Source organism: Aggregatibacter kilianii (assembly GCF_003129965.1).
GTDB classification, from domain to species: Bacteria; Pseudomonadota; Gammaproteobacteria; order Enterobacterales; family Pasteurellaceae; genus Aggregatibacter; species Aggregatibacter kilianii_A.
Window position 1 is genome coordinate 56,637 of record NZ_NRCJ01000009.1, and the last position, 20,735, is coordinate 77,371.

Here is a 20,735-nt window from a genome sequence, read left to right on the forward strand (position 1 = left end):
ATGATGAAATTTCTGATCAATGTGTTACTTAGCCTCACCGGCATAACCTATCCCATCATTTGGTTGTTTGCCGAAGATCAAACGCCGTTGTTTTACCTGCCTTGGATTATGGCGCTATTATGGGCGGCGAAAGGGAGCTTTCAACAACAGGGGCAACGTTATTTTGCTTGGGCAATGGCGTTGATTTTAGCTGTCGTCGGTATCACCCGTTCCGTGGAAACCATGTTTTGGTATCCCATTATTATCAACGGCTTAATGCTGTCTTTATTCGGCGGTAGCCTGTGGCGCGGGCAAACTGTGGTGGAGCGTCTCGCCCGCCTGCAAACGCCCGATTTAAGTGAACAAGGCGTACGTTATACGCGCAAAGTCACCCAACTGTGGTGCGGCGTATTTATCATTAATATTGTCATCACCGCTTCGGCAATCTGGCTGAAATACTACGATTTTTGGGCGTTATACACCGGCGTGCTTTCCTATTGTTTCATCGGTGTTGTGATGGCGGGCGAATGGCTGGTTCGACAAAAAGTGAAAAAACAACAATCACTATGAATACCCCTAATTTATTGAATAACCGCAATTTCTTAACCAATCAAAGGGAAGCGACAACGCTGATTTCCCGCAACCCGGATTGGCAATGGGCGGATTTTTACGAACGTGCGTGGCAAATTGCCGATCAGCTGGCGCAGGATAAGGTGAAATCCGTGGCGTTCTGGTTTGATGATGCCGCCCTGTTTGCTTGCACCATGTTGGCATGTTTTCATGCCGGCGTGCGGATTTTGTTGCCGCCCAATTTACTGGCGGAAAATCAGCAATGGATTAAAGAACATGCCGATTTTCTGTTTGACGACGCGCTGTTTGCCAATTATGGCATAACGCCAAAATACGTGGAAAAACGACCGCACTTTTCTCTGAATAATCAAACGGAAATTTGGCTAAAAACCTCCGGCAGCAGCGGGCAGCCAAAGATTCTGGTGAAAACCGCCGCGCAAATGTGGCTGGAGTCGGAGGCGATTCGTCAATCCTTACCTTTCCCTGCGGGCAACGGGATTCATTTGGTGTCCAGCGTATCGGCACAACATCACTACGGCTTGTCCTATCGCATTATGTTGCCGCTCACCATGGGTTGGAGCATTGCCCGCAAGCAGTTGCCTTATCCGGAATACCTCATTGAAGAAAGCCTGCCTGCGAAGGCGGTGCTTTGGATTAGTAGCCCCGCATTGCTGACTCGACTCAATTTAGCCGATGAAAAATTAAAACGCTGTTCCTTCGCGGGGATCATTTCTTCCGGCGGGGTATTGCCCGCTCATACGGGCAATGCCATACGGGAGCAGTTAGGCGCGACGGTGATCGAATGTTACGGCAGCACGGAAACAGGCGCCATCGCCTTTCGCGCCGATGACGGGTTATGGCAGCCGACGCCGCTCACGCGGGTGGGATTAAACGACGAAGGCGCGTTATGGGTGCAGTCCGAATGGCTCAATCAGCGCGAGCAAACCGCCGATGCCGCCGAACTGATCGATGGCAAATTCAATTTACTCGGACGTTTGGATCGCATTGTAAAATTCGGTGACAAACGCATTTCCCTGGTAAAAATCGAACAGGATTTATTGCGTCATTCATGGGTGGCGGATTGTTACGTGGCTCAGCATCCGCAACATTTGCGCCCGGCGGCTTGGGTGGCTTTAAACGCAGCGGGCATCGCGGCATATCGTCAACTCGGACGTCATGAATTGGTCAATCAATTACGCAGTTTCCTCATGCAAACACAGGAACGCTCAGGTTTGCCGCGTTTTTGGCGGTTTACCACGGAATTACCGCGCAACAGCCAGTCAAAAATCGGTAAAAATGATTTCAATCAGGTGTTTTTAACGGAAAAAGAGGAACATTTTTAATGCAAAAAGTCATTGTGATTATTCCTCATTATAATCATTCCGACACGGTGGGCGAGGTGGTGCGGCAGTTGCGCGCCTTCGATTTGCCCGTACTGGTGGTAGATGACGGCTCCGCCGAAAATCACTTGCGCGTATTACAGGCGTTACAGCAACAGCCTGAGGTTGTCGTTCATTATTGCTCCACTAACGGCGGCAAAGGGGCGGCAATGAAAACCGGCTTTCGTCTTGCGGCGGATATGGGTTTTAGCCATGCCGTGCAAGTGGATGCGGACGGGCAACATCATTTGCCGGATGTGCTGAAAATGATCGCAGAAATGCACAAAAATCCCACCGCACTTATTTGCGGTCGTCCCATTTATAGCGACGACGCGCCCAAAGCGCGTTTGTACGGACGTAAAATTACCGATTTCTGGAACGCTATTCACACGCTTTCTCTCGATATTAAAGACGGCATGTGCGGTTTTCGTTTGTATCCGCTGGCATCCGTTTTGTCCCTTATGCAACAGGAATCCCTCGGCAATCGCATGGATTTCGATATTGATATTTTAATCAAAGCCCATTGGCATCAAATCCCGCTGGTGTGGGTGGACACGCCGGTGCGTTATGAACCGGACGGCATTTCCCATTTTCGCGGGGTTGCCGATAATTGGCAAATCAGCAAACTGCATACGCGCTTATTTTTTGGTATGCTGTCGCGTATTTTGACGGGGCGGAAAATATGACTTCACAACATTGGGCACAGCAACATGAGCGGGGCAGTAAGTTTTTCTTAAACTTAACCCGTTTGATCGTGCAATATTGCCCCCTTTGGGTGATTCGCATCGTGACGTTTATCGTGGTGAGTTATTTTTTCCTCACCTCTAAAAAAGCCCGCCGCCACATTCGTCGTTATCATCAGCGGTTACAGCAAACTTTTCCGCATCTGACCTTGCCGCGTTATGCCTTGTTTCGTCATTTCCTGGCGTTCGGTGAAGCCATTACCGATCGCTTTGCCGTGTGGCAGAAAAAAATCCGCTATCCCGATTTGATTTTGGACGACAGCGATAATGTGTATCGCGACATCCGTGCCAAAGGACGCGGACAGATTCTGATTTGCTCCCATTTCGCCAATATTGAAATTTGTCGCGCCCTGGTGGACAGCGGACATCATGGCAATTTCCGGCTGAACATTTTGGTGCATAATCGCCATGCGCAGGCGTTTAATGAAACCCTCGAAAAAGCGGGAGCAACCTCCTTGCCGTTAATTCAGGTGGAAGATTTAGATGCACAGAAAATGCTGGAATTGAACGAACGTATTGAACGGGGCGAATGGCTCGCCATTGCCGCCGATCGTATTCCGGTGCGCGGCGACAAAACCCTGCAAGCGAATTTTTTAGGCTCGCCGGCAACCTTTCCGCAAGGCCCGTGGCTGTTGGCAAGCCTGCTGAAAACGCCGATTAACACGGTATTTTGTATCAAAAAACGGGGCGAATATCATCTAAAATTACGTCATTTCTGCGCGCCCATTGAAGGCAGAGGCAAACAGCGCAACGAGAATATCGCCCGCGCCATGCAACAATACGCCGATATTCTTGCCAAAGAATGCGAAGAAAATCCGCTATATTGGTTCAATTTTTACGATTTCTGGGAGGATTATTCAGAATGAAAAAACACGTTTATTGTCATCATGCCTCCGAATATGAAATTCAATTTTTTGACGTGGATTCCATGAACATCATGTGGCACGGCCATTATGTGAAATACTTGGAAATGGCGCGCTGTGCCTTTTTGGAAGAAATTCACTACACCTACGACGTGATGAAAGAAAAAGGTTACGGCTGGCCGGTGGTGCAGCTGAATTTGAAATATGTGAAACCCACCGTTTTTCGTCAGAAAATTCGGGTGGAACTGGCGTTGGTGGAATACGAAAGCTGCATTCGCATTGATTACCTGATTCGCGATGCGGCGACCCATCAGAAACTTACCAGCGGCAGCACCACCCAAGTGGCGGTGGAAATCAAAAGCGGCGAAATGCAACTGCAAACCCCACCTTGCTGGCGAAGTGCGGTGGAAAATCACCGCACTTTTCAGGCGGAGAAATAATCATGCGTAACATTTTCGCCCTCTGCCTTTTGTTTTTCAGCCCGCTAACGTTCGCTTTCTCCGAAGCGGAATTAATCACCTTGTTACAAACCCCGCAAAACGTGCAGGGCAATTTCACCCAGCAGCGTTTTCTCAAATCCCTCGCCAAGCCCATCACCACTCAAGGCAAGTTCACCCTGTTGGCTAAAAAAGGCTTGTTGTGGCAAATGGAAAAACCATTTGCCAACCAACTGCGGGTAAAAACCGACGGCATTATGCAGTGGGACGGCAAGCAATGGGTGGCGAATAGCAAAATGGGACAGACGGAACAAATCAATCTGTTTCTCGGTTTGTTGTCGGGCGACATTTCCGGTTTGAAATCGCAGTTTCACGTGGTGCTGTCCGGCGAAGCAAAAAACTGGCAACTGACTTTAACGCCGAGTTCGTTACTGATGAAACAGATTTTTACCGACATTCAAATTCAAGGCGATGATGTGGTGAAAGCCATCGTATTAAACGAAAAACAAGGCGATAAAACCCATATTCGGTTCGATCATATTCAACAAAATCAGCCCTTAGCGGCGTTTGCACAATCGGCGTTAGACTAAAAAACGATGAAAAAAAACACCGCACTTTCTCTTCTCTATGCCCTGTTTCTGATGGCGATATTGTTGCTATTCGGCTATGCGGTGCAAAAAGGCGGCTGGTTGCAAACGGATTTGCGCGCGTTGCTACCGCAAGAACAGGGCTGGACGACGGAACAACTGCTGGCGGATGAACAACAGGAAGCACGCCTCAATCAACAACTCGTTTCCCTGATCGGGCATGCCGAACCGCAAAAGGCGTTTCAGCTGGCGGAGCTGGTGGCGCAACAGTGGCGCGATAGCGGATTATTTGCGCAAGTGGATGCCAATATGCAGCCGAATATTTCCGCTCTGCGTACGGAAATCAGGCAATTACGCCTCGCCACCTTGCCGCCCTCCGTTCGTCATCAACTCCTTCACGCCCCACAGGACTATTTTCGCGATTATGCGGAACAAATCATGAGCCCGTTCGCGCAAACCCATTTGGTTCCTTTAGATGAAGATTGGCCGGGTTTCGGCAGATTCGTTTTGCCGCAGGCGCAAACGCAGGGCCGGATTCAATGGCATGCGGAAAACGGCATGCTTTACATCACGGAGAAGGATAAAACTTGGGTGTTCTTGCGTGCTGTGTTGCAGCAGGGCAACCTGATAAATCCGTCGGTAAATCTGACCGCACTTTTGGCGCAAAATCGCCAAACCGTTGCGACGGAACAGGGCGACATATTAGCCACCGGCGCGGCGTTGTTCGCTATTGACGCGAAAGTTAAAGCGGAGCGGGAAAGCACCTTAATGAGCGCGCTCGGCGTGAGCCTGACGCTGTTATTGCTACTGGTCGTTTTTAGAACGTTACGCGTGCTGTGGTTGTTTTTGCCGATTCTGGCGGGGATGTTATGCGGCGTAACCGCTGTCGTTTGGGCGTTCGGGCAAATTCATATCCTGACCATTGTTATCGGCACCAGCCTCATCGGTGTGCTGATTGATTTTCCGTTACATTGGCTTGCCTCATCACGTTTCCAACCGCAATGGAACGGCGAGCAGGCAATGCAAAAGCTACGTTTTACCTTTCTGATTAGCCTGCTTGTGACGTTGCTGGGCTACGGTTTGCTCGGCTTCACCGCGCTTCCGGTGTTAAAACAGACCGCACTTTTCTCCGCTGCGGCGTTGATCACCGCGATGCTTGCCACCTTGCTTTTTTTACCCGCCTTATTCCGTCGTTATCAAAACAAACCGCGTACGCCTAACCCCAAAGTGCGGTCGTTTTTAGACGCGTTTTTTACCCGTCGAATCGGTGCGTTGCCGATGTTGTTGGGCATAATTTTTATCGGCGGCGGATTGTATCAATCTCAATGGCGGGACGATATTCGCCAATGGGTTTCCATGCCGAAAGCCATGTTAGACGAGGCAAAACACATCGGCGAACTGACCGGCATGGACTTGGGCAATCGTTATTTCTTGGTGCTTGCCGACAACGACAATGCCTTGTTGGAAAAAGAACGGACGCTGACAGAAAAACTGGATGAACAGAACGTGCCTTATCGCGCCCTTTCCCAATGGATCATGTCGGAAGCGCAACAACGACAGTTTATTACGGAATTGAAGAGAACGCTGAAACCGCAGGATTATGCTGTGTTAACGGACATCGGCGTGCCGTCGGAAGCGTTACAACAGGCGTTGCAGGCATTAGGCTCACAGCCGACGTTATCTCTGCAACAAGCCTTGCAATCCACCGTCGGAAAAGCCTGGCAGCCGCTTTATTTGGGCAGATTGACGGAAAATCAGGTGGCGGGCATTGTGCAGGTGAACGGAAATGAAGCTTCTCTCGCCCATCTGGCAAATCAACAGGATATTTTCTGGCAGGACAAACGGGCGCATTTAAATCAGGCGTTCCAACAAACCCGCGATCAGGCGGCATGGCTGAAAGTGTTGTCCTTTGTGTTTGCAGGCCTGCTCCTGTGGCGCTTGTTCGGTGCCAAGCGCACGTTCAGGATGTTACTTCCGCCATTGTGCGCCATTGTGATGACGGTGGCGATTTTCGGCTGGCTCGGGTTGCCGATCAGCTTATTTACCATGTTCGGGTTGTTGTTGGTGTCGGCTATCGGCATTGATTACACCGCCTATATGCAAACTGCAAATGAACCTTTATACAGTAAGTACATTGCGGTATTATTGGCGGCAACGACAACCCTGATTTCTTTTGTCTTATTAGGGCTGAGTTCCACGCCGGCGGTGGCTTCATTCGGGTTGAGTGTGAGTCTTGGTGTGTTATTCAGCGTTATCATTACCTTTAAACTATTGCGTGAATCCGGAGAATCGAATGGAACAATTTGATGTGGTGATTATCGGCGCAGGACCTTCCGGTTCTGTTGCCGCGTCTTTATTGCATAAACAGGGCGTTAAGGTGTGCGTGTTGGAAAAACAACATTTCCCGCGCTTTGTCATCGGCGAGAGCCTGCTACCGTATTGTATGGACATTTTAGCCGAAGCGGAGTTGGTGGACGCGGTAAATGCGGAGCCGACCTTCCAATTTAAAAACGGGGCGGCATTTACCTGGGGCAATCGTTATACCTATTTTGACTTCACCGATAAATTCACCGCCGGACCGGGCACGACTTATCAGGTGCGTCGCGGCATTTTCGACAAAATTCTGATTGATGAAACCGCCAAAAAAGGCGTTGAAGTACGCTTCGGGCATGAAGTTTTAAATTTAGACAATTCAGGTGGCGCGGCACACTTAAAAGTGCGGTCGGAAAATGGTGCGGAATACGAGCTTGAAGCGCGTTTCGTGCTGGACGCCAGCGGCTATGGTCGCGTGTTGCCGCGCCTATTGGATTTAGAAACGCCGTCCTCCCTGCCTGCGCGCGTTGCCCGTTTTACACATATTGACGATAACATCAGCGATCCCGATTTTGACCGTAATAAGATTCTCATCACCACCCATCCGGTGCACCGTGACGTGTGGTTGTGGCTAATTCCTTTTGCCGATAATCGTTGTTCCATCGGCGTGGTAGGCTTGCCGGAAACCTTGGACGGCGACAATGAAACCGTGTTGAAAAAATTTGCTCTGGAATGCCCGATGCTTAAACGCATTTTAGCCAATGCAAACTGGGAAAATGAGTTCCCGTATCGCAATATTCAAGGCTACTCCGCCAACGTGAAGACCTTGCACGGCAAGCATTTCGCTTTATTGGGTAACGCCGCCGAGTTCCTCGATCCGGTATTTTCCTCAGGAGTCACCATTGCACTGCATTCCGCCCGTTTGGCTTGCCGCGTTATCCCGCGTCAGCTGAAAGGTGAAGTGGTGGATTGGCAAAAAGAGTTTGCCGAACCGTTGATGATCGGCGTGAATGCCTTCCGTACTTATGTGAACGGTTGGTACGATCATTCCTTCCAAGACGTAATTTATGCACGTAACCCGCAACCTGAAATTCGCCAAATGTTGTCCTCGATTTTAGCGGGTTATGCGTGGGATACGGAAAATCCGTTTGTAGCGAAATCCACCGCCCGCCTGAAGGCCTTAGCGGAAATTTGCGGTACGGCGACGCAGGATTAAGATGCGTTTTAATATGTTGAAATACGTTGCGTTATTGTGCTGTTTTTGGCTGACCGCCTGTCACTCGTTGCCGCAGGTGACGCAATTACCGCCACAACAACAGGCAGTGCGCGTGTTCAAAGTGGAACAGCTCAATGCGCAACATCAGTTACAACAAGCCAGTTTGCTAACCTTGCAAACGGAACCGCAGCAATGGCGCTGGGTGCAAACGGATCCGCTGGGAGCCCCTCTGGCACGCGTGATTCTAACGCAGCAAGGCTGGCAGAACGACGGGTTTATTATGCCGAATCAACAGGCGCGTCAGTTGTTTTCCGCCCTGGCAACAGCGTTGAATCCGCAACAGCCGTTGTTTACTTTTAGCCATATTCAGCCTGTTGAGCAAGGCAAGGATTATTTCATTCACAATAAAAAAGTGTGGCGGATTACCTCCCGCCCACAACGCATTGACATTGACCTGGCGGATGACAGCCGCTGGCGTATTGAAGAATTAAATTAAGGAAAAAATGACCGCACTTTATTTAAGCAAACCTGCCGTTTTGACGAGCTTGGGCGAAAGCATTGAAACGCACGTTCGGCGTTTACTGGCAGCCGACGATTCCCCGCTAGCCTTGTCCGATTCGGCATTTAAAATGTATCACACCGAAGGCAAAGCTCGGGTATTCGGTGAAGTGAACCTGCCCTTGCGCCCGTTTCCGGCGGACTTGCCGGCGATACATCAAAGCCGCAATAATCAGCTTCTGTGGCATTGTTTGGCACAAATTGAAGAACAAATCCAACAGGCGATTGCGCGTTTTGGTCGTCAACGTATTGCCGTTGTCATCGGCACATCCACCACCGGCGTGGATGAAAACGTACCGGTGTTTAAATATGCCGTCAGCCATAACGATTGGTCGGGCGCAGCGTTCAAACAACAGCAACAATATTTTTGCGCCCCTTCCGATTTCATCGCCTACCAATACGGCTTGCAAGGATTGAGCTACGGCATTTCTACCGCTTGTACCTCCGGCGCCAAGGCATTGATTAGCGCAGCGCGTTTGTTAAATGCCGGATTATGCGATGCTGTGATTTGCGGCGGCGTAGATGAGCTTTCCCCGCTAACGATCAGTGGCTTCGGCGCCTTATCCGTATTGTCCGATAAACGTTCCAACCCGCTTTCCGTGAATCGTGACGGGATTAATCTTGGCGAAGGTGCGGCGGTTTTCGTGATGACCCGTGAAAAATTGGACGATAGCGATATTCAATTATTAGGTTACGGTGCAAGCAGCGACGCCTACCATATGTCCTCCCCGCACCCTGAAGGCGAAGGCGCCATTAGTGCTTTTCGTGCCGCGTTGAATTCTGCAAACTTAAATGCCGACGCTATCGGCTGGATCAATTTACACGGCACGGGAACGGTACATAATGATCAAATGGAAACCTTGGCGGTACATCAAGTATTCGGCGATAACACCCCATGCACCACCACCAAACCTTACACCGGGCACACTCTCGGCGCAGCGGGTGCGGTAGAAGCCGCAATTTTATGGGGCATGATTGACCGCAGGTTAAACCCGCAAGGACAACTACCCGCCCAATTATGGGATAAACAGGCGGATCCGGCGTTACCGAAGGTTGCCATTACGGACGAACACAGCCATTGGCGCGACGAACCGCGTATCGGTGCAAGCAGTTCTTTTGCTTTCGGCGGAAATAACACAGTGCTGATTTTAGGAGAACAGAATGCTTGATTTAACTTGTCCGATTACCGACATCGCCCCGCTCGTGCCACATAGCGGCAACATGATTTTATTGGATCGGGTGACGGATTTCGGCGAGGATTTTTTAGTCGCCGAAGCGGAAGTACGCCCCGATAATTTGCTGGTGAAAGAAAATACCTTACCAAGCTTTCTCGGTGCAGAAATCATGGCGCAAGGGGTCGCCGCTTGGGCAGGTTGCAAATGCGTACGTGCCGGCAAGCCTATCGGCTTAGGCTATTGGATCGGCTCGCGCAAACTCAGTATTCATCAGCCGGAAATTGCCATCGGCAGCAAATTATGCATTCACATCAAACTTTCCATTGAAGATGCCACAGGCTTCGGCGTATTTGATTGCCAATTGATTGATGCCGCCAACCAACAAGTGGTTGTGGAAGGCGCATTAAACGTATTCAGACCGCAGGTGTAAATTCATCGCCAAAACACACCGCACTTTTACCCGAACTAAGGAAATCATATGAGCGAAACAGTTTTAATCACAGGTTCCAGCCGAGGCATCGGCAAAGCCATCGCTTTGCGTTTGGCGCAGGCGGGATTTGATATTGTGGTGCATTGCCGCAGTCGTATTGAAGAAGCCGAAGAAGTCGCACAAGCGGTCAGAAATTTAGGACAACATGCAAGAGTGTTGCAATTTGATGTGAGCAATCGTGAAGAAGCTGCCACAAAATTACTCGCCGATGTGGAAGAACATGGCGCATATTACGGCGTGGTGCTGAATGCCGGTTTAACCCGTGATAATGCCTTTCCTGCTTTAACGGATGAGGATTGGGATCAGGTGTTACGCACCAATCTGGATGGTTTTTACAATGTGCTTCACCCGATTATGATGCCGATGATTCGTCGTCGCAAAGCGGGACGCATTGTCTGTATTACTTCCGTATCGGGTTTAATCGGCAATCGCGGACAGGTCAATTACAGTGCGTCCAAAGCGGGCATTATCGGTGCGGCAAAAGCCCTTGCGGTGGAATTGGCAAAACGCAAAATCACTGTGAACTGCGTGGCGCCGGGCTTAATTGATACGGACATCCTGGATGAAAATGTGCCCATTGATGAAATCCTGAAAATGATCCCGGCGGCGCGCATGGGCGATCCCGAAGAAGTGGCGCACGCCGTGAATTTCCTGATGGATGAAAAAGCCGCGTACATCACCCGCCAAGTGATCGCCGTGAATGGCGGTTTGTGCTAAATAATCGAAGAGAAACATAAAATGAAACGAGTTGTCGTCACCGGCATTGGTGCTGTGACTGCCTTTGGCAAAGAGTGGCAAGAAATTAAAGCCGCATTTCAACGCAAACAAAATGCCGTGTTAGCAAAAGAAGATTGGGTGGAACGCTACCCCGAATTGGAAGCCCGTTTAGGTGCGGAAATTCACGATTATCAGCCGCCTACACACTGGAACCGCAAGCAATTACGCAGTCTCGGGCGGGTCTCACAATTTGCCGTGGAGGCCGCTGAACGGGCGTTGGCAAATGCGAATTTGTTGGATGAAAACGGCAATATTCCGGCGTATCTCAAAGACGGCAGAATGGGCGTGGCGTGCGGTTCATCCACCGGCTCCACCAACGACATCAAAGATGCCGCCGAACTGTTGATGACCGGAAAATCCGACGGTTTTAACGCCAATACTTACGTGCGCATGATGCCGCATACCACCGCTGCCAACATCGGTATTTTCTTCGGTTTAACGGGGCGTATTATCCCGACGTCCAGCGCCTGTTCCTCGGGCAGTCAGGGCATCGGCTATGCTTATGAATCCATCAAATACGGCTTAATTCCGATGATGTTAGCCGGTGGCGCCGAGGAATTTTGCCCGTCGGAAGTCTATGTTTTCGACTCACTTTATGCGGCAAGTCGCAACGTAGAAAATCCAAAGCAAACGCCACGCCCTTATGATAAAAATCGTGATGGCTTGGTGATTGGCGAAGGGGCAGGAATGTTCATATTAGAAGAACTCGAACACGCTCTTGCTCGCGGCGCGAATATTATCGCCGAAGTAATAGGCTATGGCGCCAACAGTGACGGCGCACACGTTACCCGCCCGCAAAAAGATACGATGCAGCGTTGTATGGAATTGGCACTGAAAGATGCTAACTTATCGCCAGAAAAAATTGGCTATGTCAACGGGCACGGCACCGCAACGGAACAAGGCGACATTGCCGAAACCCTCGCCACGGAAGCCGTGTTCGGCAATGTGCCGTTAAGTTCACAAAAAAGTTATTTAGGGCACACGCTCGGTGCGTGCGGCGCATTGGAATCTTGGTTTTCCATTGAAATGATGCGCGACGGCTGGTTTGCGCCGACCATCAATCTGGATAATATCGACGAGCGTTGCGGCAAACTGGATTACATCCAAGGCGACGGGCGACATATTGATACGGATTATGTGATGAATAACAACTTCGCCTTCGGCGGCGTGAACACCTCGTTGATTTTTAAGCGGTGGCGGGGGTAATTAGTCAGGTCGGGTCCTGCGCCCGACCAATTCCCATTAGACTGCTCTTTGCACAATAGTCAAAAAATCCATTCCTTGCACATCCTCACCTTGCGGCAAAACATTCGGTATTTTGACCGCACTTTCGGCTTCCTTCGACACGACCCAAAAGCACGCGCCTTCTTGTTGCCCGTTGTCTGCTTCCATCACCCAACCGACCAGCGCGGACGGCATCGCATCCTGTTCTAAATCCAATAGCGCCAGTTGCAATGGTTGCCAAAGAGTGTGCTGGTTTACCGGTAAAAACAGCGAATTACCACGGATTTGCAAGGTTTGCGCCAGTTGAAAGGTCGCCGCGTTATTTATATTCGCCATAAAATCCAACGGGCTTGGCAGGTTTTGTTCCGTAAGCTGGCGGAACATTTTGTCGAATTTACTTGGTGAATTGAACGGCGCGCCTAGGTAAATACCACTTTTCTCCGTCAGATACGGTTTGAGCGGCAATGCGCCAAGCAAGGCAAGTTGGGTGAAGCGACTTAAACGGCGGGCATCTACGCCATGTACTTTGAGTTGTTGGCGCAAGCTTTTGTCGTCCATATCATTACTGGTGAACTGATGGATTTGTCGGATAAAGTACGTCATTTATTCGCCTCAAGCACCCACGCAATGTGACTGCCTCCGAAACCTAAAAAATAATTTAAAAAACGACCGCACTTTTGTGCTTCGGTTTTCAATTGATTGAATAAAATGGCGCTTTCAAGCGCACCGCTTGTGCCGAGGGTGTGCCCCGTTTGGGCTTTCATGGAAAGCCATTGTGCATGAGGGAAAATTTCTTGTAAAACCCGTTGCTCCATTTCGTCGCTGTTGCCGCCGACGCCATGGATTTTCACACCTTCAATGTCGGCGGGTGTTAAATTCGTTTTATTCAAACATTCATTGATGAGTTCACGCAACGCTGATTCACTGCTGTTGGTGAGATTTTCGTTATCGGTTAGCGTCGTGACGCCCACTATTTCGCAAGACAATTTCGAATTCGGGTGGGTAGATAACGCCACACAGCCGATACCTTCACCCAGCACAATGCCAGTTGAATGGGTTAAAGGCGAATATTGCGCTTCCTGTGATAATAAATTCATCGCCTGAAAATGCTCGAACGTCAGACGATTAAACATTTCAAAGCCGATGACCAAGGCTTTTTCATACATTCCGCTTTTCAGCATTTTATAGGCATACCCCATCGCTTGTGCGGAGGAGGTGCAAGAGGTGGCGAAACTGAACACGTCCGTTTGATAACGGGCACGCAAATCATCGGCAATCACCGCCAGACTATGTTCTTCCGGCAATGGGAGATTGTGCGCCAGACGGGCTTCGCAATCGCTGATAACATAAGCGGTGGAACCGAGCAGAATCGGGATCTGCTTCAACTCCCTTTTATTCCAGCCCGCCTGCTGTAAAGTGCGGTCGATTTCCACATCAAAATACGCATAAAGCTGCTCAAGGGAAAGCAAAGGCTCCTTAAAAGCATTGAAGTAAGGAAAACGGAGCGGTTGCCCCAACATATTGGAGGTACGTTGCCCTAAACTATCGGCAAACTTGGCGGAGGCAGCGTTGAGATAAATATTCATCAGACTTTTTGGTGCTGTTCGCGGATAAAGGCGGCAAGATCGCGCACGTTCATCATGTGTTTACGCACCATGCGATCGCCCTGCAAACGCACGCCGAAATGAGCCTGCAACGCCACGACAACCTGTAAAGCATCTAAAGAATCCAACTGAATGCGGCTTTGTTCGCCGAAAAGCCATTCGTCATCGCTGATTTCCGTCGGGTCAAATTCGTCTTTTTCCGTTTCTTGCACGATGAGTTTTTTGAGTTCGTATTCGAGTTTTTCTGGTTCTAGAGTAAATTGATACATATTAATTATCTGTAGGGGCGGGTCCTGTGCCCGCCCGTGCTCCATTGATAATTTCGGGCGGGCACAGGACCCGCCCCTACAATACATGATTAATGTGTTAAAACAATAAGTTAAAATCTTGCCTGCGTGGTTAATTGCCGCTGATAAATCATTGCTGCTAAACCTAATGTCACTGCACCAAAAGCGGTCAATTTCCACAAGGAATTGACAATTTGACCGAGATCGTAATGATTTAATAACAAATTCTGAAAACCGCTTAATGCCCACCCCATCGGGGAAAATTGCGCCACGGTTTGCATGATTTCCGGCATCACATAAACGGGCACCATGATACCACCGATTGCCGCCATAATGATAATGCCGCCGCCGCCCAACACCACGGCATGTTCGGTGGTGCGCGCCACCACGCTCACCAGCAAGCCGTAACCCAAGGCGGCAAGGCTAACGGCGCTTGAAAGCACAAAATAAGGCAACCAGTCGCCCGTTAACCCAAACGCCGGCATATCCAGCGCAGGTAACACGAAATAACCGAGCGCCACCATGCCGATAAATTGCAGTTGGTTGATGAGGAAATACGGAATCAATTTGGCAACAATCTGGCTCCATGCGGAGGCGCGTGCCATGCGCAGACGGGTAAGCGTGTTGGTTTGTCGTTCCATCGCCATGACATTGGAAAGAGGAATCATGATAAAGAACATCCCGAAAATCAGCCAGGCGGGCACACTGTGTTGCACGGAATTCGGCTTGGAAACCGATTTCCCCTGCCGATTCACATAAATTTCCTGCCATAAATCTTTTGCCAGATAATCGTTAATTTGGGCGAACTTGCTATCCAGTTCTTTATTGACTTTATTTTGAATCTCTTTGATTTGCTTGCGTTTATTGTTTTCTAACGTGATGTGATTGTCTGCCAAATAGTCGTTCACACGGAGTTTGGAATAATGCTTTTGCAATACGCCTTTCACACCCAACAACCAACTGCGATCCACGCTCGGATTCAACCAAAGCTGCAGGTTTTGTTCTTCGGAAAGTGCGGTCTGTTTTTTGTTCGGATTAAAGATCAGCAAATCGAATTTCCCGGCTTGTAACGCCTGTTGGTATTGCGCCAGTTCTTCCGGCGACGCTTGGCGAACGGCAAGTTTTTCATTTTTGAGCGCGTCTAAAAACGCATCGTTAAGCGCATTTTTTTCACTCAGTAGTACAATTTCCGAGCGATTGCTTAAGGCATTATCGTTGCTCAACGCCGCTGACATAATCAGCATGAACAAAATCGGCATGATAAATAATACGGCGACACCGTGCAGATCGCGACTTAATAGCCGAAGTTCTTTGAAAATCGAAGCAATTAACACGTTTTACCCGCCTTATTTAAGAAGTCCAAATAAAAACGCTCCAAGCTTTGCCCTTCTTGTAAAATGCCTTGTACCGATCCCTGATAAATCAATTCGCCCTCATTCAGTAACACCAATTTATCGCATAACTGCTCGATTTCTTGTAGATAATGGGAAGTATAAATTACCGTCACTCCCTGTTGTTTCAAGGCTTTCACGCTATCCAAAATAAATTGGCGGGATTGCGGATCAATGCCTACCGTGATTTCATCTAAAAAAATCACTTTCGGGCGATTAATCAAACCTATGGCAAAATTTAGACGGCGTTTCAGCCCACCTGATAAATGTTTTGCGAGTTTGTTTTTATGCACCGTTAAATCCACCTGTTCCAGCAAGGCTTGCAGATAATTTTTGTCTTTCACCTCATAAAGTGCGGCGAAAAATTTGAGGTTTTCCCACACCGTCAGCAATGGATAAAAAGCAAAATCCTGCGGTACCAATGAAATTTGATGGCGTTGCTTTTTACTTAATTTTGCGCAAGGCACACCGTCAAAATAAATCTCCCCCTGCTGTACCTGTTGAAGCCCTGCAAGCAAAGACATCAGCGTAGTTTTACCTGCGCCGTTAGGGCCGAGTAAGCCAATAGTGGATGCCGATTGAATATCAAAATTGACCGCGTTAAGAGCATTTTTTTCGGCGTTGGGATAGCGGTGTTGAATGTTTTGGATTTTTATCATGATTTACACAAAGCCCGCCATAATTGTTTCTCTTTATCCGCAATCTCCCGCAAATAATCCGCCACCACTTTATAACCTTTCTCCGTTGGCTTTTTGCATTGTTTCACGCATAAATTGGCAAATTGTCGCCACATATCACCGATTTCTGTCATTTGGATAGAAGCTTGTTTATATTTTGGTTCTTGGCAAATTTCAGCGGTTTGTTCGAGAAAATAGGCATACAAATAACGGAACCCTGCGCCGCCTGTGCCGATTTCTTCTTGCATTCGCACAATATGCCCTAAATATAACCGCTTGTATTTGTCTGATTTGTGGTTGGCTAATTTTTCAATCTGTTTTGCCACCGTGCGGATGCCGTTTACACCGACGAAAAATAACGGCGCGAGCATTTGTTTGGCATTTTTGCGAACGGCTTGACGAACCAATTTAGGTAAATCAATTTCTGTGAGGTTAGGCTGATTTTCAAAATAATACATCAAGCCTTTTGCTGCTAATGCCCCTTTCGCGAAGCGTGCACGTTGCAGATCTTCTGCAGCGCAACGTTGCACGCTTTCAAACACGGGATCGCTAATCAGATAATCGTTTTGCTCTTTGCCATACACAATTAAATTGTGCGCATTAAAATGAAAACGCATTTCAGGCGGGAAATAAGGCAACCAGAAAACCGAGGTTTGCAAACCGACCAATTTATCGTCGGCAAGCGCTTGATCCAGTGCCTGTTGCCCTGCTTGTGGCGAGCGAAACTTCTGTATTTTTAACCGCACTTTTAGCAGCTTCGACAAGGTTTTGATAATCGAACGCGGCGGCATACGGTAAGAAATCAGCGGCAACCCGTTGACTTTGACCAACGGAATATAAACAAAAGTCAACGCCGACGCCAAGCCAAAAACCATGGCTTCGTTAAAATCCACGCCGTGCGATTTTAACAGGGTGGACATGACGCCGCTTTCGCAATGGGCAGTGTGTTGGTGGTGGAAATTTTTCATCTATTTAATATCTATTGTTAATAGATTAAAACACATTTAATCAATATCGGTTTCACAATGAAGTAAGAAAATTTTATCAAACTTTTTTTGGTAAGTTGAGTAAAGACTATATTTTATACAGTAGATAGGCATCATTTGAAGAAAAATAATTTAACCACAATAAGAATCCAAAAGCCTTTTTAACTCCACCCCGTCATCGCAGCGTTTTACCACCTCAAACAAGCCTGTAGCCTCCACATACTCGCACTTCAAATACTGCAACCATTGCTTAATACGCGCTACATGATAAAAGCCGCTGTCGTGGCGGTTTTCCAGCGCAGCGTATTTACGCAGGATCGGCATAATTTCCGCCCAGCTTAACGGCGCGTCGTTGTGTTTTAATACGTGACTTAAATTAGGGATATTGAGCGCGCCGCGACCGACCATCAGAGCCTCACAGCCGGTGATGTCACGGCATTTTTGCCCGTCTTCCCAACGCCAAATTTCACCGTTGGCGATGACGGGAATATGGAGTTTTCGGCGGATTTCGCCGATTTTTTGCCAGTTGATACGTTCGGCGCGGTAACCGTCGGTTTTGGTGCGTCCGTGAATGGCAATTTCGGTGGCGCCGCCTTGTTGCACTGCGTCGGCAATGTCGTAAGCGAAATCGGTAGAATCCCAGCCTAAGCGCACTTTAACGCTGACAGCGTGATGTTGAGGGACGGCTTGACGAATAGCTTTGGTGGCTTGATAGATCAGTTCCGGCTGTTTTAATAAGGAAGCGCCGCCATTGCTACCGTTGACGGTTTTGGACGGGCAACCGCAATTTAAATCAATCCCATGGGAACCCAGTTGAATGGCAAGGTCGGCATTTTCCGCGAGCCATTGCGGATGTTGTCCGAGCAGTTGCACGCGCACCGGCGTGCCGCTTGGTGTGAAGCCCTGCTGTTGTAATTCGGGACAAAGGCGATAAAACACTTTCGGCGGAAGGCGTTGATCCACCACGCGCACGAATTCGGAAATGCACAAATCGTAGTCGTTCACTTCCGTTAATAACAGGCGCACGAAAGGATCAAGCACGCCCTGCATCGGGGCTAAAATAACGCGCAACGGTTATTTCCAACCTTTGGCTTTGCAAATCAAATCGTATGCTGCTTGAATTTGCTGCGCTTTTTCTTTCGCCATTTCCATCATTTCCGGCGGCAAACCTTTCGCCACCAGTTTGTCCGGGTGATGTTCGTTCATCAGGCGACGATACGCCCGTTTCACCGTATTTTGATCGTCATTGGCATTCACGCCTAACACTTTGTAGGCATCATCCAGCGTCGGACCGGAAGATTGGCTGCGAGAATGTTGTTGATAATCGTTGTATTGATAACCGCCGCTTTGTTGGTAAGAACCTTGCCGGTAGCCACCCTGTTGATAATAACCGCCACGACTGAATTGACGCGCCGCCATTTCCATCGCCAGCATCTGTTCAAACTGGAAGCGGGACAAACCAAGTTCTTCCGCCACCACGAACAGCAACTCTTTTTCATTGTCGTGCAAATGATCATCGGAAAATGCCGCCTGAATTTGCACATGCAGGAACATACGCAACAAATCCGCACGCTGTCCGCAACCGATACGAAATTCGCGAATCACCTGACGAATCGGAAAATCCGCCTGCTTTCCGCGATTAAACGCCTCCTGCGCCAAGCGACGACCGGCATCGTCCAGTTGTAGCTGATTCATTAAATGATTGGCTAGCTGAATATCGCTTTCCGTCACACGTCCTTTGGCTTTGCTGATATGTCCGAGCACCGCAAAGGTGGTTTGCATAAACAGCAACTGGCGGGTGGTTTTGTTTTTGAAGAAAGAAGAATTTACCGTGCCCAGTTCATACAGTTTTTTGTCGGCGAGGTGACCGAGAAAAATCCCCGCCAACATGCCGAAAAACCCGCCTAACCGAAAGCCGATCAGGGCGCCTAAAAATTTTCCGATAAAATTCATTGTTGCTCCGTTGGGTTAAAAAGTGCGGTGGATTTTTTTGGTGAATTTCAAAGACGAACCCCAAAGACGACTTAAAAAACGTCGTGAAATACGACCACACTTTCTTTTTATTTAATGCCGTATTGCTCGCGATAGGCGCGCATTGCCGGCAAATATTGTTGATATTCCGGTTGGGTTTCGATGAACGCCATCAAATCGGCGAAATCAATAATGGATAGCACGTTGCATTGGTAGTCGCGCTCCACTTCCTGAATGGCGGAAAGCTCGCCGTTGCCGCGCTCCTGACGATTTAACGCGATCAACACCGCGCTCAAATGCGCGCCGTTTGCCTGAATAAGCTGCATGGATTCGCGAATTGCCGTGCCGGCGGTGATCACATCGTCCACCAACAGCACCTTGCCGCGCAACGGACTGCCGATTAAATTGCCGCCTTCGCCGTGATCTTTGGCTTCTTTGCGGTTAAAACACACCGGTTTATTTATGTTGAAGCGGTTAAATAAGGCAATAGACACCGTGGTAGCGATAGGAATGCCTTTGTACGCCGGGCCGAAAATCACGTCATATTGCAAACCGGCATCTTGCAGGGCGGCGGCATAAAATTCGCCTAAACGGGCAAGATCCGCGCCTTGGTTAAACAACCCGGCATTAAAGAAATAAGGGCTGATCCGTCCGGATTTCAAAGTAAATTCGCCAAATTTCAACACCTGACGGGCAAGGGCGAATTCAATAAACTGTTGTTTGTAGTTTTCCATTTTGCATCCTTTATTCTGCCAGCGCGGCGCGTTGGGTTTGGAAAATGATACCGCAACCTTGTTTGGCAAGATCCAATAAGGTTAACAATTCCTCATGGCTGAACGGCTCACCTTCCGCCGTGCCCTGCACTTCAATCATGCGACCGTCTTCCATCATCACCACGTTCATGTCCGTTTCGGCGGCGGAATCTTCCACATATTCCAAATCGCACACCGCTTCGCCGTTCACGATACCGACGGAAATCGCCGCCACCAAGCCTTTCAGCGGATTTTTCGCCAACGTGCCGTTTGCCACCAGACCGTTCAACGCATCGCATAATGCCACGCAGGCACCGGTAATGGACGCGGTGCGCGTGCCGCCGTCCGCTTGGATCACATCGCAATCCAGCGTAATGCAACGTTCGCCGAGGGCTTCCAAATCCACCATGGCGCGCAAGGAACGGGCAATTAAACGTTGAATTTCCAACGTGCGTCCGCCTTGTTTGCCCTTCGCCGCTTCACGTTGCATACGGCTGTGGGTGGAACGCGGCAACATGCCGTATTCCGCCGTGACCCAACCTTGTCCCTGCCCTTTCAAAAAGCGCGGCACGCTTTCTTCCACAGTGGCGGTGCACAACACCTTGGTGTCGCCGAACTCCACCAACACGGAACCTTCTGCGTGTTTAGTATAATGACGGGTGATATTAATCGGGCGGGGTTGGTTGTTGGCACGTTGATTCGGACGCATGAAAAATTCCTCGTTAAGCTGTAAAAAACCGCGCCATTTTAGCACGC

The 20,735-nt window shown here is 49.1% G+C and carries 23 protein-coding genes; 13 read left to right on the top strand and 10 right to left on the bottom strand.

The window, feature by feature from the left end:
• From DK430_RS08130 to DK430_RS08190, 13 genes are read left to right on the top strand one after another with little or no spacing between them, the layout of a single operon-like run.
• Nucleotides 1-549 carry a COG4648 family protein gene (locus tag DK430_RS08130; RefSeq protein WP_109078580.1) on the top strand — a complete coding sequence of 183 codons (549 nt, stop codon included), beginning with the start codon at nt 1-3 and terminating at the stop codon, nt 547-549.
• On the top strand, nt 546-1,892 hold the full coding sequence (locus DK430_RS08135) for an AMP-binding protein (RefSeq protein ID WP_109078581.1): 1,347 nt from the start codon (nt 546-548) through the stop codon (nt 1,890-1,892). Before DK430_RS08130 ends, DK430_RS08135 begins: the two co-directional genes overlap by 4 nt.
• Nucleotides 1,892-2,614, top strand: coding sequence for a glycosyltransferase family 2 protein (locus tag DK430_RS08140; protein ID WP_109078582.1), 723 nt, complete (start codon nt 1,892-1,894; stop codon nt 2,612-2,614). Before DK430_RS08135 ends, DK430_RS08140 begins: the two co-directional genes overlap by 1 nt.
• Nucleotides 2,611-3,537, top strand: coding sequence for a lysophospholipid acyltransferase family protein (locus DK430_RS08145; protein WP_109078583.1), 927 nt, complete (start codon nt 2,611-2,613; stop codon nt 3,535-3,537). The genes DK430_RS08140 and DK430_RS08145 overlap by 4 nt, the downstream gene beginning before the upstream one ends.
• Complete coding sequence (locus DK430_RS08150) at nt 3,534-3,974, top strand: acyl-CoA thioesterase (protein WP_109078584.1); 441 nt, start codon at nt 3,534-3,536, stop codon at nt 3,972-3,974. Before DK430_RS08145 ends, DK430_RS08150 begins: the two co-directional genes overlap by 4 nt.
• A gap of 2 nt (nt 3,975-3,976) precedes the next feature.
• Nucleotides 3,977-4,561: a LolA family protein gene (locus DK430_RS08155; protein ID WP_109078585.1), complete on the top strand. Its 585-nt coding sequence runs from the start codon at nt 3,977-3,979 to the stop codon at nt 4,559-4,561.
• 6 nt (nt 4,562-4,567) lie between these two features.
• A complete protein-coding gene (locus DK430_RS08160; protein ID WP_109078586.1) occupies nt 4,568-6,865 on the top strand; it encodes an MMPL family transporter in 2,298 nt (765 codons plus the stop codon).
• Entirely contained in the window at nt 6,852-8,087 is a 1,236-nt protein-coding gene (locus DK430_RS08165) for an NAD(P)/FAD-dependent oxidoreductase (protein WP_109078587.1), read from the top strand. The genes DK430_RS08160 and DK430_RS08165 overlap by 14 nt, the downstream gene beginning before the upstream one ends.
• A gap of 16 nt (nt 8,088-8,103) precedes the next feature.
• Complete coding sequence (locus DK430_RS08170; protein ID WP_109078649.1) at nt 8,104-8,583, top strand: hypothetical protein; 480 nt, start codon at nt 8,104-8,106, stop codon at nt 8,581-8,583.
• Between the two features lie 7 nt (nt 8,584-8,590).
• The gene (locus DK430_RS08175) at nt 8,591-9,814 is read left to right on the top strand and encodes a beta-ketoacyl-ACP synthase (protein WP_109078588.1); all 1,224 of its coding nucleotides are present in this window, start codon (nt 8,591-8,593) and stop codon (nt 9,812-9,814) included.
• Complete coding sequence (locus DK430_RS08180) at nt 9,807-10,250, top strand: hotdog family protein (RefSeq protein ID WP_109078589.1); 444 nt, start codon at nt 9,807-9,809, stop codon at nt 10,248-10,250. Before DK430_RS08175 ends, DK430_RS08180 begins: the two co-directional genes overlap by 8 nt.
• 48 nt (nt 10,251-10,298) lie before the next feature.
• Entirely contained in the window at nt 10,299-11,027 is a 729-nt protein-coding gene (fabG, locus tag DK430_RS08185) for a 3-oxoacyl-ACP reductase FabG (RefSeq protein WP_109078590.1), read from the top strand.
• Nucleotides 11,028-11,048: 21 nt separating this feature from the next.
• Nucleotides 11,049-12,293 carry a beta-ketoacyl-ACP synthase gene (locus DK430_RS08190; RefSeq protein WP_109078591.1) on the top strand — a complete coding sequence of 415 codons (1,245 nt, stop codon included), beginning with the start codon at nt 11,049-11,051 and terminating at the stop codon, nt 12,291-12,293.
• A 36-nt stretch (nt 12,294-12,329) separates the two neighbouring features.
• Here DK430_RS08190 and DK430_RS08195 read toward each other — a convergent pair whose 3' ends face one another.
• The 10 genes from DK430_RS08195 to rph all read right to left on the bottom strand — a co-directional run bounded on the left by DK430_RS08195 (nt 12,330) and on the right by rph (nt 20,688).
• A complete protein-coding gene (locus DK430_RS08195) occupies nt 12,330-12,914 on the bottom strand; it encodes a hypothetical protein (RefSeq protein WP_109078592.1) in 585 nt (194 codons plus the stop codon).
• A complete protein-coding gene (locus DK430_RS08200; RefSeq protein ID WP_109078593.1) occupies nt 12,911-13,897 on the bottom strand; it encodes a beta-ketoacyl synthase N-terminal-like domain-containing protein in 987 nt (328 codons plus the stop codon). The genes DK430_RS08195 and DK430_RS08200 overlap by 4 nt, the downstream gene beginning before the upstream one ends.
• The gene (locus DK430_RS08205; RefSeq protein ID WP_109078594.1) at nt 13,897-14,184 is read right to left on the bottom strand and encodes an acyl carrier protein; all 288 of its coding nucleotides are present in this window, start codon (nt 14,182-14,184) and stop codon (nt 13,897-13,899) included. Before DK430_RS08205 ends, DK430_RS08200 begins: the two co-directional genes overlap by 1 nt.
• A gap of 110 nt (nt 14,185-14,294) precedes the next feature.
• Nucleotides 14,295-15,536 (bottom strand): ABC transporter permease, encoded by a 1,242-nt coding sequence (locus DK430_RS08210; RefSeq protein WP_109078595.1) that lies wholly within the window; start codon nt 15,534-15,536, stop codon nt 14,295-14,297.
• A complete protein-coding gene (locus DK430_RS08215) occupies nt 15,530-16,252 on the bottom strand; it encodes an ABC transporter ATP-binding protein (RefSeq protein WP_109078596.1) in 723 nt (240 codons plus the stop codon). Before DK430_RS08215 ends, DK430_RS08210 begins: the two co-directional genes overlap by 7 nt.
• Complete coding sequence (gene darH / locus DK430_RS08220) at nt 16,249-17,238, bottom strand: BtrH-related acyltransferase DarH (RefSeq protein WP_109078597.1); 990 nt, start codon at nt 17,236-17,238, stop codon at nt 16,249-16,251. The genes DK430_RS08215 and darH overlap by 4 nt, the downstream gene beginning before the upstream one ends.
• A 150-nt stretch (nt 17,239-17,388) precedes the next feature.
• Nucleotides 17,389-18,327 (bottom strand): tRNA dihydrouridine(16) synthase DusC, encoded by a 939-nt coding sequence (dusC, locus tag DK430_RS08225; protein ID WP_109078598.1) that lies wholly within the window; start codon nt 18,325-18,327, stop codon nt 17,389-17,391.
• Nucleotides 18,328-18,330: 3 nt separating this feature from the next.
• On the bottom strand, nt 18,331-19,209 hold the full coding sequence (gene djlA / locus DK430_RS08230) for a co-chaperone DjlA (RefSeq protein ID WP_109078599.1): 879 nt from the start codon (nt 19,207-19,209) through the stop codon (nt 18,331-18,333).
• Between the two features lie 107 nt (nt 19,210-19,316).
• Complete coding sequence (pyrE, locus tag DK430_RS08235; protein ID WP_109078600.1) at nt 19,317-19,961, bottom strand: orotate phosphoribosyltransferase; 645 nt, start codon at nt 19,959-19,961, stop codon at nt 19,317-19,319.
• Nucleotides 19,962-19,971: 10 nt separating this feature from the next.
• The gene (gene rph / locus DK430_RS08240) at nt 19,972-20,688 is read right to left on the bottom strand and encodes a ribonuclease PH (RefSeq protein ID WP_109078601.1); all 717 of its coding nucleotides are present in this window, start codon (nt 20,686-20,688) and stop codon (nt 19,972-19,974) included.
• Nucleotides 20,689-20,735 lie beyond the last annotated feature (47 nt).